The 11,672-nt window shown below is 65.8% G+C and carries 11 protein-coding genes; 5 read left to right on the top strand and 6 right to left on the bottom strand.

Annotation, left to right across the window (positions count from 1 at the left end; translation table 11 throughout):
- The first annotated feature begins 59 nt into the window (after positions 1-59).
- The gene (locus CIK75_RS05745; RefSeq protein ID WP_087000823.1) at positions 60-845 is read left to right on the top strand and encodes an amino acid ABC transporter permease; all 786 of its coding nucleotides are present in this window, start codon (positions 60-62) and stop codon (positions 843-845) included.
- 5 nt (positions 846-850) lie between these two features.
- Positions 851-1,606 carry an amino acid ABC transporter ATP-binding protein gene (locus CIK75_RS05750; protein ID WP_087000821.1) on the top strand — a complete coding sequence of 252 codons (756 nt, stop codon included), beginning with the start codon at positions 851-853 and terminating at the stop codon, positions 1,604-1,606.
- Between the two features lie 7 nt (positions 1,607-1,613).
- On the opposite strand, the gene CIK75_RS05755 is transcribed toward CIK75_RS05750, so the two are convergent.
- Together CIK75_RS05755 and CIK75_RS05760 are read right to left on the bottom strand one after the other, a co-directional pair.
- A complete protein-coding gene (locus CIK75_RS05755) occupies positions 1,614-3,506 on the bottom strand; it encodes a thiamine pyrophosphate-binding protein (protein ID WP_087000819.1) in 1,893 nt (630 codons plus the stop codon).
- A 9-nt stretch (positions 3,507-3,515) separates the two neighbouring features.
- A complete protein-coding gene (locus CIK75_RS05760) occupies positions 3,516-4,583 on the bottom strand; it encodes an o-succinylbenzoate synthase (RefSeq protein ID WP_087000817.1) in 1,068 nt (355 codons plus the stop codon).
- 64 nt (positions 4,584-4,647) lie between these two features.
- On the opposite strand from CIK75_RS05760, the gene CIK75_RS05765 reads away from it, so the two are divergent.
- Positions 4,648-5,568 (top strand): phosphatase PAP2 family protein, encoded by a 921-nt coding sequence (locus tag CIK75_RS05765; protein ID WP_158225904.1) that lies wholly within the window; start codon positions 4,648-4,650, stop codon positions 5,566-5,568.
- 9 nt (positions 5,569-5,577) lie between these two features.
- On the opposite strand, the gene CIK75_RS05770 is transcribed toward CIK75_RS05765, so the two are convergent.
- Positions 5,578-6,762: an MFS transporter gene (locus CIK75_RS05770; RefSeq protein ID WP_241895311.1), complete on the bottom strand. Its 1,185-nt coding sequence runs from the start codon at positions 6,760-6,762 to the stop codon at positions 5,578-5,580.
- Positions 6,763-6,850: 88 nt separating this feature from the next.
- Complete coding sequence (locus CIK75_RS05775) at positions 6,851-7,690, bottom strand: MBL fold metallo-hydrolase (protein ID WP_087000811.1); 840 nt, start codon at positions 7,688-7,690, stop codon at positions 6,851-6,853.
- 198 nt (positions 7,691-7,888) lie between these two features.
- Between CIK75_RS05775 and CIK75_RS05780 the strand changes: the two genes are divergently transcribed.
- Positions 7,889-8,269, top strand: a complete 381-nt coding sequence (locus CIK75_RS05780; RefSeq protein WP_087000808.1) for a hypothetical protein — start codon at positions 7,889-7,891, stop codon at positions 8,267-8,269.
- Here the strand turns inward: CIK75_RS05780 and CIK75_RS05785 are convergent.
- Positions 8,266-9,012 (bottom strand): TetR/AcrR family transcriptional regulator, encoded by a 747-nt coding sequence (locus tag CIK75_RS05785; RefSeq protein WP_087000856.1) that lies wholly within the window; start codon positions 9,010-9,012, stop codon positions 8,266-8,268. The two genes, CIK75_RS05780 and CIK75_RS05785, sit on opposite strands and share 4 nt — an antisense overlap.
- 131 nt (positions 9,013-9,143) lie before the next feature.
- On the opposite strand from CIK75_RS05785, the gene CIK75_RS05790 reads away from it, so the two are divergent.
- The gene (locus tag CIK75_RS05790; protein ID WP_087000807.1) at positions 9,144-10,082 is read left to right on the top strand and encodes an NAD-dependent epimerase/dehydratase family protein; all 939 of its coding nucleotides are present in this window, start codon (positions 9,144-9,146) and stop codon (positions 10,080-10,082) included.
- A gap of 148 nt (positions 10,083-10,230) precedes the next feature.
- On the opposite strand, the gene CIK75_RS05795 is transcribed toward CIK75_RS05790, so the two are convergent.
- Positions 10,231-11,670: a dihydrolipoamide acetyltransferase family protein gene (locus CIK75_RS05795; RefSeq protein WP_087000805.1), complete on the bottom strand. Its 1,440-nt coding sequence runs from the start codon at positions 11,668-11,670 to the stop codon at positions 10,231-10,233.
- Between the last annotated feature and the right edge of the window lie 2 nt (positions 11,671-11,672).

Consider the following 11,672-nt stretch of genomic DNA (forward strand, 5'->3'; position numbering starts at 1 on the left):
TTCGCCCCGGGGGTTTCTCCCCGGGGCGAACCCCTGACAACACCCGGAAGGCAACATCGTTGAAACCCTCCACCCGCAGGCGCCTCTTCCGTGGCAGCCTCTACGTCATCCTGCTGCTCGTCGTGGTGTCGCTGCTGTTCATCGCAGACTGGAAGGAGATCAGATACAACTTCCTCGACGTCGACATCGCCAAACAGCTTTTCCCCCAGATCATCATCGTGGCTGCAAAAAACACCGTAATCTACACGGCCGTTGCCTTCGTTGGTGGACTGTTCCTGGGCCTTCTGCTCGCCCTCATGAAGCTCGCCCCGATTGGCCCCTACCGGTGGATCGCGACCGCCTACATCGAACTCTTCCGCGGGCTGCCGGCCCTACTGGTCATCTTCGGCATGGCGTTCGCCGTCCCCTTGGCCTTTGGCTGGAATCCACCGGGAGGTAGCGCCAGCGCGGGTTTGATCGGTTTGATCCTGGTCTCCGGCGCCTACATCGCCGAGACCATCCGTGCCGGCATCCAAGCGGTTCCTGCGGGCCAACGTGAGGCCGCCAGTTCTTTGGGGATGGCGCCGGGCTGGACCATGGTCTCCGTGGTGCTTCCTCAGGCCTTCCGCATCATCACCCCTCCGTTGACCAACGAATTGGTCATCATCATCAAGGACACCTCACTGCTGTTCATCGCGGGCATGGCGCTGGCAGACCGGGAGCTGACCACCTTTGCCCGCGATGCGCTGTCGCAATACGGCAACTCCACCCCGCTAATCATGGCGGGTCTGATGTATCTGGTCATCACGCTGCCGCTGACCCAGCTCGTGGCCAAGCTCGAACGCCACCAAAACAGAGGACGGTAAGGCCCATGAACTCACAGGAATCAGTGGCGGTCCATCCGGCCATCGAGGTCCGCGGCCTGCATAAGAGCTTCGGTGACAACGAGGTCCTCACCGGTATCGACTTCCATGTCGGCCAGGGCGAGGTGGTTTGCGTGATCGGGCCCTCCGGTTCGGGCAAGTCAACGTTGCTGCGTTGCGTGAACCGGCTCGAAGAACCGACCCAGGGAACCATCTTGGTTGAGGGGATCGACATCACCGACCCGGAGACGGATCTGAACAAGGTCCGTACCCGGATTGGCATGGTCTTCCAGCAGTTCAACCTCTTCCCCCACCTGAACGTGTTGGATAATTTGGTTCTGGCCCAGCGCCGGGCCAAGAAGCGCGGAAAGGCCGAAGCCCGTCGGGTCGCGCAGGGGAATCTGGAGAAGGTCGGGCTCGCAGATCGCGGCAAGGCATTCCCCAACCAGCTCTCGGGTGGCCAGCAACAGCGCGTGGCGATCGCCCGGGCGCTATCGATGGACCCGGATATGATGCTCTTCGACGAGCCGACCTCGGCGCTCGACCCCGAATTGGTGGGTGACGTGCTGGCCGTCATGCGCCAACTAGCCGACGAGGGCATGACCATGATGGTGGTGACCCACGAGATGGGATTCGCCCGCGAGGTCGGTGACCGGGTGGTGTTCATGGACGGCGGAGTCGTCGTCGAACAGGGCAAACCCGACGACGTGTTGGGCAATCCTCAGCACGAGCGCACCAAGGGTTTCCTCTCCAAGGTCCTCTAACCCCACGTCACTGGTCCGATAGCGTGGCTCCTGCTCTGGCGGCAGCCACGCTATCCGTTGGGCTGCTGGCCTCCCCGGTGCTCTGACGGCCCCGCGTTTCAGCGACGGCTGCCATGATGCTCTGGTGTAGTCCGCGCACTCCGGCCCGGTCGATCCTCACGTCGACAATGCGGCGGCGCACCTCCGAGTCGGCCGTCGGACCGGCAGCCAGGACGGCTTCCAGGGCCCGGCGGTCCTCAACACGGACGTAGTCCAAGCCGTAGGCTGCGGCCAGTGCGCGCAGGTCCACGCTGTGTGGGGTGGCGAAATAGCGTTCCACGGTCCGCGCATAGGCCGGCTGCTCGGCCAGGGCACCATGTTCGAGCGTGGAGAAGATCGCCCCACCCCCGTCATTGAGCACCACCAGGTCCATCACCGGCACCGTCTCGCCGGCACCGATGAACAGGCCTCCAACATCGTGGAGGAAGGTCACATCCCCCACGAGGACCGTGGTGCGTTCCCCGACGTATTGCTGTGTCCCCAGGGCGATACCCGTGGCGGTGGCTAGGGTCCCGTCGATTCCTGCGAGCCCGCGGTTGGCGTAGACGGCACGACCGGCACGGCCGGGGATGCCGGCGAGGTCGACATCGCGGATCGCATTGGAGGAGCCGAGGACCAACGGCCCGGTGTCGGCGCTCCAGACCAATTCCGCCAAATCCAGTCCGGTCAGCTCCGTCGCCGACGTCGCCTCCGCGATGATGGTGGTGGCCCGTTGTGCAGCCGTGGTCCATTCGTTGAGCCAGGTAGCGGGTCCCCGACCGGCGAAGCCCGCCAGCTCGCCTAACTCGGTGATCACCCGGTCTCCACGGTGTCCAGCATCGAACCAGGCCACCGGCTCTGGGACGTAGAGTGCCGGGGGCAGCTCGCGGTGGGCCAGCAGCCGTCCCACCTGACGATTCAACGTCGGCCTGCCAAAAACCACGACCCGTTCAATCCTGGCGTCGAACTCGGGGATCAGTACCCGATAGGGACCGATCGCGTTGGGACCGAAACGGGCGTTCGAACTCGGCTCAGCCAAAAGCGGTAGGCCCAATACCCTGGCGAATCGTTCGGCTACGGCGGTGGCGTCATGCCCGGCGATGACCACCGTGCGGCGACTCTCGAGCTCCACCTCCCGGAACTGTTCCAGCACTTTGCCCGACGGCAGGTCCTCGGCCGCTGCGGTGTCCTGCCCAGCTACTGTGCCGCGCCCGGGGGCATCCATCAGGTCTTCACGGCTCTCGTCAGTGTCCGGAATGAGCGGGTCCCGGAAGGCGAGGTTGATGTGTACCGGACCTCGGGCAGCGAGTTGGACGGCGGGACGCAGCGCCCTCGAGGCCGGAGTGGGGGTGCTGACGTCCACGGCATGCACTCCGGTTTTGGAACCTGCAAGGGGTAGCCCTTCGCCAGCCAACAGGGCACGTCTGACGTCCGGTGACGGATCCTGACCAGCGGGGATATCCACGCAGTACCGCACATGCACCCCGAACAGGCCGGCCTGGTCGGTGGTCTGGTTGGCCCCCGTTCCACGCAACTCCTCCGGACGGTCGGCGGAAACGACCACCAAGGGCACCGCCGCGTGGTTGGCTTCCATCACGGCAGGGAGCAGCTCCCCCACCGCGGTGCCGGAGGTGGTCACGATCGCTACCGGTCGGCTCGTGGCCAGCGACATCCCCAAGGCGGTGAAACCGGCGTCCCGTTCGTCGATACGGATGTGCACACGCACCTCTCGCCGGGTCTCGGCCTCAGCCAGCGCATACGCCAGCGGGGCACTACGGGAGCCCGGGCACAGCACAACTTCACGGACCCCGTCCTCGGTGAGGGTCCCTACGGCGAACCGTGCCGCGTCCATGGAGGTCAGGAGACTTTCCGACAACGTCATCACCCCATCCTATGACTGGCGGGGCCCCAAAAGCCCGGCACAGCGCCGTAGGCGTTCCCTCCACCAATGCTGCCGTTCAGGAGCCGCAGCATGCCGGCGCAGCAGTTCTTGATCGGCGACCACGTCGCGGACCTGAAGCGACCCCTCATGGGCTTCATACCGGTTGGTGCAGACATCGTCGGCAAAGAGGGACACCGTCCCGAGCCCACAGGCGTGGGGCAGCGCGGGTAAAGCTGCTGCCAAGGCCACCCCGGTACGGATCCCGACGGAGGAATCCAACGCCGAGGAGACAACGGCAGGCAGACCTGCTTCGGCCACGATCCGCAGGGCCGCACGGACCCCTCCCAGAGGCTGGGCCTTGACGATGATCAGATCAGCGGCATCTGCCCGAGCCACCGCCAGTGGATCCGATTCCTTGCGCACCGATTCGTCGGCGGCGATTTTTACGCCGAGCCCCCGGTGCAGGACCTCCAGGCGCAGACGACGCAGCCCGGCGATGCCGGCGACGGGCTGTTCAGCGTATTGCAGGTCGAAACCGGCGAGCGCTTCGAGGCCCTCGAGAGCTTGTTCGTGGCTCCACCCCGCATTGGCGTCAACCCGGAGTGCCGCATCCGGCAGCAAACGACGGACTTCCGCGACGCGCGCCACGTCGTCGTTCAGGCTTTGACCTCGTTCGGCGACTTTGATTTTGACCGTGTGCGTGGCATCAAAAGAGGTCAGCACCGCTTGGACACCTGAGGCCGGAACCGCGGGGACGGTCGCGTTGACCGGGATGCTGGTCCGCACGGGTGCGGGGAATCCTTGCCACCCGGCTTCGAGGGCGCAGCGCAACCACGGTGCCGCCTCCGCGTCGTCGTATTCGAGGAAAGGGGAGAATTCTGCCCACCCGGCAGGCCCGTCCAGGAGCAGGACCTCGCGGTGAGTCACTCCCCGGAAACGCACCCGCAACGGCAGCGACACGATATGGGCCGAGGCCATGATTTCCTCGAGCGAGGGGAGACCCTCGGTGGCATTGATCTCGCGTGACTCCGGCGCGGGAACGCCTGGGGTGCGCGATGCGTTATCCGGTGTAGCCATCACACCATCGTATCGGCGGCGGGTCCGCCCGAACCCGCCCGGCTCATGGGATGCTAGGAGCGATATGAACGAGACCAGGGAAATCCCCATTCAGGGCGGACCGCCCCACCGTGCAGCCCGCAATCCTGGGTTGTGGATTCTGGCGATGCTGTTGGTCGCCGGACTGTTCAGTGTGGCTTATGGGGCGTTCGTGCTCACCGCCACGGGACAGCAGGCCGACGATGATGCCCTGCGGGGTGCGACGGCCTTCCTGGACAGCGATACGGCCCGTGCTGCGGCCCTGTCATTCTTGAACCAGCTGCCGTTGATCTCCGGCATCGTGGCGTTGGTGGCGTTGCTGGCTGCCGCCATCCTGCGGCGCGACCTGCAGGCACCAATCGTGGCCGCCCTGTCCTTCGGTGCGGCCGTCGGCAGCACCCAGGTGCTCAAGCACCTCGTGCTCGTCCGACCGAACCTCGGTATTTCCGAGGCCACCGGGAACTCGTTCCCTTCGGGACACACCACGGTGGCTACGTCAGCGCTGATCGCTGTCTTCCTGGTGACGTCCCCCCGGTGGCGCCCCCTGATCGCCACCTGTGGCGGACTCTATGCTGCGGTGACCGGTATTTCCACGTTCGCACTGGGCTGGCATCGGCCCTCCGACGTGGTTGCCGCCTATTTGGTGGCCGGCTTCTGGGGGTTGCTGGCCGGGCTGATCATCCTCCGCAGGCAGCCGGGGTGGAACCGCTGGAAAGGACCAGACTCCTCCTGGTCCTCCTCCGGAATCTGGCCTACTCTCTTGTGGTTTCCGGGGATCCTCGGGTTCCTTGGTTCGGCGGCGGTGTATCTGTTCGTCACGCATCTGGGCCCGACGGCGGGGACCTCGGCGCGCAGTTGGTTCCTCGTCGCGGGGGCACTGCTGATCATCGGTGCTGCGGGCAGCCTCTTCGGACTGCTATGTGGGGTTTTTTCCCATCAGACCCGGGGGCGCGCCCCCCTGTCCTAAAACGGGAGACTACCCTCCGGGGGTCCGCACCCTGCGGGAATCAAGACTTCCAGGTGGTGCCTGGCGCGGGATGAACCAGGCGAAGAGCCCGCTCCCGGCGAAGGAAAGCACCGCGATGGCGAAGACGCCGGCACCCAGGCTGGCAACGGCCGTGACCGCCGACAGGAGGACAGGCCCAGACATCACTCCCAGATCCGAGATGAGCCGCCAGAAGCCCAGGAACTGCGGCCTACCCACCGATGGTGAATGATCGGCGCCCAAGGTCATGACCAGACCCGAACCGATCCCATTGCCCAGCCCCAACAACATCGCCACCAGCAACAGGGTCAAGGGCTGATGGGTGAAGGGCATCAGGGACAGGGCAACACCCATGACCACCATGCAGGGCACGGCAATCCAGGTCCGACCCCGCCGGTCCATCATGGCCCCTGCCGGATAGAACACCAGCATGTCCACCGCCCCGGAGATGCCATAAATCAGTGAGGTGGCAGAGGCGTCCATGCCCAGGTGCTCGGCCCAGAGCGGGATGACTGCCTGGCGCGTGGCCCGCACCGCGGAGATCACCATGATGGCCGTCCCGATCGTGGCATAGGTGCGCCAGTGCGCGGCCAGAATCGTCCCCAGGGTGACCGTCGCGGCCTCCGGCGCCGGGCGGGCACCGGTTCCGGCGGTTCCCTGATGCCCCGTCCCGTCGGGGATCTGGAGTTCAGGGATGCCGATGCAGACCCCGGCGGCGGCAACCATGGCCACCAACCCGACCCAGTAGGCCCCGTGCAGGCCGAGGAAGTGCATGGTGGCTGCACCGACGAAAGGGCCGATGAACAGCCCAATACGCAGGGTTCCACCCAGTCCCGACATGGCCCGGGCCCGGTAGGTGATCGGCACCGCATCGGTGAGGTAGCTCTGCCGGGCGAGGTTGAAGACGGAGCCGGCCATCCCGATCATCAGCACCCCGGCAGCATAGAGGACCAGGTTGACGGCGCTCAGGCAGGCCACCATGCCGGCGCTGGCCCAAAGCGCTGCACCGATCATGGCGGTGCGCTCGCCGAGCCGGGCGATGAGCAGGGACGCGGGGATGTTGGTGATCAACGATCCGACACCGATGAGTGTGATGACCAATGCTGCTTCGGCAACCGTTGAACCGTGGCCGCGGGCGCTCAGCGCGATGACCGGCAGGATGCTGCCCTGGCCCACAGCATAGAGCAGAGACGGCGCGTAGATCCGGAAGATCAGCGTCCGTAGAGAAGTCCCCCCACCGGGGAGCGAGGTCGAGGTGATGTCTCTACTCCCCTTGCGGCCCGGTGGTGTCCCTCACCCGGCGAAGCAGGTGCCGCGACTGCGCCGGGGCATAGGGCAGGGAGGGAATGACCCGGGCCGGGTCGGTGGAGCGGTCTTCGAGCGCGACACGGCACAGCTTGATGGCCGTGCGAAGCTCCTCCCGCTGGTCCCGTACGAAATCCAGGTCCACGAACTCCCCATGTCCGGGCACGACCACCGGGTGGCTTCCACCCAGGGCCATGAGCCGTCCCAGGGCCTCGTTCCATGAGTCGGGGAAGGAGCCCCCGAATTGGGGTTTGGCCCCCTCTTCGACGAGATCGCCGGCAAAGAGGACATCCCCGGAAGCGATGAGCAGATCCCCTTCGGTATGGGCGGGGCCGAGGTGGAAGAGCGTGATGGACCATCCGCCAAGATCCAGTTCCACGCTGTCGGTTCCCACGGTTCGGTTCGGGGCAAGAATTTCGGTGTGTGGACCGCGGGCCGCAGCCATGGCCGGGTCCACTTCCAACACCAGGTCGCGTTGTGCGGCGCCGTGGCAGGCGATCGACGTGGCGGCTACGGCGTGGCCCCAGATATCGACCACGCCCTGGGCGCGGAAGTAGGCATTGCCGAAGAAGTGGTCACCGTGTGCGTGGGTATTGATCAGCACCAGGGGCAGGTCGGTCAGGGTGCGGACCGCCGCGTACAACTCGGCGGCTTCGGCCGGCCCTGCCCCTGAATCGATGACAGCCGCCCGTCCATCACCGATCACCAGACCGGCATTGACGGCAAAGCCTTCCAGACGCAGGGCATAGCTACGCTCCCCCGCCCGCCGCCAGGGAACTGCTGTGGTCTGGGCACTCATGATCCATCCTTGTCCCGGCGCCCGTGGGCGGGCCCCGGTTCGCCGCAGTGACTGTCGATGTTCCGACTCTATTCCCCCTTGCCCACGGGGCGCGGATCCGCTGGCACCCGTCGGGGCGGCCCCGGTGGGTAGGCTCGAGAGGAATAAGGCACCGGCGAGGAGCCGTCGGGAGCATCCAGAGGACCGGGGGAAACACCGATGAAACGCATTTCGTTCAAACTCATGATCTACGGGGTCGCGATCCTCATCATCGGTGTGGCACTGCAGCTGCTCTCGATGAACCTCCTGCAGTTCCTCTTCGACAAGGTCGATCCGCAAGACATGGTCACCGCCAACGCCTTGAGGGCGTTAAGCACGATTTTCAGCACCGCCGTCATCCCCCTGGGCACCACGTTCATTGGCGCTTCGGTGGTGGTGCGCATGCTGGGAAACCATCTGCATCTCGACGAGCGCAAGTCCCCCGCCGAGACGAGCAATGACGCCGGGGCCGAAGGAACCGAGGTCCCCGACAGCACGGCCACCTCCGAGGGCGACGACGACTCGGTGGAGACCTTCTCCGATGACTTCTACCGCCGCTAGATCCCACCGACTGCAGAAGATCCAGGGTTCAGCCCCACCTGTGTGGCCAGGAGCCTGACGGTTTGTTCGAAGATCTCCCCGGGGTCGCCGAAAGTAGCTGGCCCGTAGTGACCAAAAACTTCGAAGGTGACCGCTCCGAACAGACCCGACCAACAGCTGAAGCCCCGGGCCACCAGTTCTGCGGGCATGGCGATTCCATATTCTTGTCTGATCGCCTCGAGGTCCTGGCCGAGCCGCACCGGGATATGTGTTTCTTGCTGCCCATCGGAGCCACTGGCCGCCGTCGTGATGGTCCCGTTGTTCCAGGCCTCGTCAAGAATCGTGAAGAGGGCAACCACGACCCGGGTACCTGCTTCGTTCGTGAGTGCGGCCGGTGCTGTATAGCCCGGGACCGGGGTCCCGAACAGCAAGGCGTAGCGGGCGGCATCGCCCAGCGCCCAGCTGCGAACGGCCCGGGCCAGCACCTCGAATCGCTCCAGCGGGTGTGCCGGGGCATCGGCCACTGCCGTTTCAACCTGCTCGCCCAGATCCGAATACGCCTCGACGATCAGCAGGGTCAACAGTTCGTCCCGGCTGGAAACATAGCGGTAGATGGCCGAGGAGACGATACCCAACTGCCGGGCCACGGCTCGTAGCGATAACGCGGCGGGCCCCTCGGCAGCCAGTTGTTCACGGGCGATACGCAGAATTTCGGCCATGGTGCGCTCCCTGGCTTGTTCGCGCGGCGTCAAGGTCCTAGTCATGATCTCATCAAACGACACCTCTGGGAGCACTGTCAACTTAAGAGAGCACCGCTCTTGACCTCATCATTCCTTGACGGTAGCTTTGCACCAGAGAGCACTGCTCTCATTTCCGTTCCACGAAAGAGCATGCCATGTCCCAGCAATTCCTGGTCACCGGATCCGGCCCCGTCGGTTCCACCCTCGCCCTCCAACTGGCCGATGCCGGCCATACCGTGGTGATGGCCACCCGCTCAGGCAGCGGGCCGGCCCACCGGCTGATCCACAGGGTCCGCGCCGACGCGACGGATGCGTCGCAACTGGCCGGGGCCGCCACCGGCGCCTCGGCGATCTTCCATTGCGTCCACGCCGCCTACCGGGCCGACGCCTGGCGAGCTATGCTGCCACAGGCCGAAGAGGTGGTTTTGAAGGTCGCCGGTGAACAGGGGATTCCCGTCGTCTTTCCCGAAGGTCTGTACGCATACTCCGAGCCGGACCAGGTCATGGACGAAGACTCTCCGCGCGAGGCAGCTGGAGGCAAACGGGGGATCAGAACTGGGCTGCTGGCTGCTCGGCAGGCCTCAGGGACTTCGACGGTCAGCATGGTTGCTTCGGATTTTTTCGGGCCACTGGTGGAGAACGCCCATGCCGGATCGCGTATGTTGGAGGCTGTTTTCTCGGGCAAACGCCTCTTCGCGATCGGCCATCCGGGCCAGCCCCACTCTTTCACCTTCGTCCCGGACCTCGCTGCGGCGATGATCCGTGCCAGCGAACGGCCGGAATTGTGGAACCGGGTCCTCCATGCCCCGACGGCGGTTCCCACGACACAACGGGATCTGGCGGCCGCGTTTGCGCGGGCAGCAGGGGTCGAACCACCCCCGGTTTCAGGGTTGCCAGGGTGGTTGCTGCGCTTGGTGAGCGTCGCCGCTCCCGGCCTCCACGAAATGACCGAGATGGCCTACCAATTCGATCGACCGTTCATCATGGACTCCCACGCCAGCCAGGAAGCGCTCGGTCTCGAACCCACCCCCCTGCCCGCGGCCGCGGCAGCGACCGTCCACTGGTGGCAACATTCCCGGCTGGCACTGGCCTGAAGCCTTTCCTCCCGGAAGGCTTCCATCGACTGCCACGGACTCGGCAGATGCCCACGGTCGCCGGATCAGTGAGCTGCCGAGATGGAACTGGCGCGGAAGAAGGTATCCCCCGCGCCGGTTCCTCACCTCAACTTCTGCAGGCCGGGGCCTACAGGTCCGCGAGCACCGAGCCGGGGTTTTCGATGGCGTCGGCGATATAGCGCAGGAACCCACCCGCGATGCCGCCGTCACAGACCCGGTGGTCGAAGGTCAGGGTCAATTCGGTGACCTTACGGACGGCCAGCTCCCCGTCCACGACCCACGGACGGTCAATGATGCGCCCGACGCCGAGAATGGCAACTTCCGGATGGTTGATGATCGCAGCTGAGCCATCCACCCCGAAGACACCGTAGTTGTTCAGCGTGAACGTGCCACGAGTGAGCTCGGCGGGAGTGCATTTGCCTTCACGGGCCACCCCGGCCAGCCGGCGAACCTCGCTGTCGAGCTGCCGGGCGCTGAGGTCTTGGGCCTGGGCAATGCTGGGCACCATCAGACCGCGATCCGTCTGGGCGGCGATGCCCAGGTTGATCCCGTCGAAACCGATAATTTCCTGTCCCCCATCGGAGGCGTCCTGGATCCGGGTGTTCAGTTCCGGGTACCGGACCAAACCGGCGACGGTGAAGCGGGCGATGAACGCCAGCAGCCCGGGAGTGTTCTGGGGATCTGCCGCCTTGAGCTTGGCCCGCATGCGGACCAGTTCGGTGGCGTCCACGTCGACCCATACCGTGGCCTCGGGGATTTCTCGGCGCGAGGTGCTCATGGCTTGGGCAATGGTCTTACGGACACCCTTCAACGGTGTGCGTGAGCTAATGCCCAGCCCCGAACGGGGGTCGGCTCCGACCACGCCGTCGACCGAAGCCGCAGCCGCGGAGGCTGCCGACACTGCCGGCGCCCCGCCCGACGAGGCGTCGATGGCCCCCTGGACATCGGCACGCATGATCAGCCCGCTCCGGCCAGAACCGGTCAGCGTTGCGACGTCGATCCCGTGGTCCCTCGCCAGTTTGCGGACCAGCGGGGAGATCACGGTCGGTGCCGTGGCTCGGAACTGCGACGGAGTCTCAACCGGTAGCGCCGCCGGGGCCGCGGCGGTGGAGGGCGCCTTCGCCATGGCGGGCACCGAGGAGCGCGGACGGCGGGTCCGCTTGGTCGATCCGGCCCCGCCGGGGGTGCCGTAGCCGACCAGGACGTTGCCCGAGCCTTCTCCGGCTCCGGCCCGCTCCTCCTCGCGGTAGGACTGCGCCGTTTCCACGGGGGCCGCCTCGGTCGTGGCCGGAGCTTCCGACGGAGCGTCACCGTCGGCCACCCCCTCACCGTCATCCACGGACAGCAGCGCCTTGCCGACGTCCATGGTGTCGCCGGCGGCACCATGGAGTTGATGTACGGTGCCGGCGAACGGGCTGGGTACCTCGACCAGGGATTTGGCGGTCTCGACTTCGGCGATCGGCTGGTCCACGACGATCGTGTCCCCCTCGGCCACGAGCCAGTTCACCAAATCCGCCTCGGTCAGTCCTTCACCCAGGTCGGGAAGCAGGAATACCTTGATGGCCATGT

It is taken from the genome of Glutamicibacter sp. BW78 (assembly GCF_002332245.1).
Taxonomy (GTDB): Bacteria; Actinomycetota; Actinomycetes; order Actinomycetales; family Micrococcaceae; genus Arthrobacter_H; species Arthrobacter_H rhombi_A.

Coding starts and splice junctions, on each gene's coding strand:
- CIK75_RS05785 (WP_087000856.1), bottom strand. CDS start 9,012: ATGACTAGGACCTTGACGCCGCGCGAACAAGCCAGGGAGCGCACCATG.
- CIK75_RS05775 (WP_087000811.1), bottom strand. CDS start 7,690: ATGAGTGCCCAGACCACAGCAGTTCCCTGGCGGCGGGCGGGGGAGCGT.
- CIK75_RS05760 (WP_087000817.1), bottom strand. CDS start 4,583: ATGGCTACACCGGATAACGCATCGCGCACCCCAGGCGTTCCCGCGCCG.
- CIK75_RS05780 (WP_087000808.1), top strand. CDS start 7,889: ATGAAACGCATTTCGTTCAAACTCATGATCTACGGGGTCGCGATCCTC.
- CIK75_RS05795 (WP_087000805.1), bottom strand. CDS start 11,670: ATGGCCATCAAGGTATTCCTGCTTCCCGACCTGGGTGAAGGACTGACC.
- CIK75_RS05790 (WP_087000807.1), top strand. CDS start 9,144: ATGTCCCAGCAATTCCTGGTCACCGGATCCGGCCCCGTCGGTTCCACC.
- CIK75_RS05765 (WP_158225904.1), top strand. CDS start 4,648: ATGAACGAGACCAGGGAAATCCCCATTCAGGGCGGACCGCCCCACCGT.
- CIK75_RS05755 (WP_087000819.1), bottom strand. CDS start 3,506: ATGACGTTGTCGGAAAGTCTCCTGACCTCCATGGACGCGGCACGGTTC.
- CIK75_RS05750 (WP_087000821.1), top strand. CDS start 851: ATGAACTCACAGGAATCAGTGGCGGTCCATCCGGCCATCGAGGTCCGC.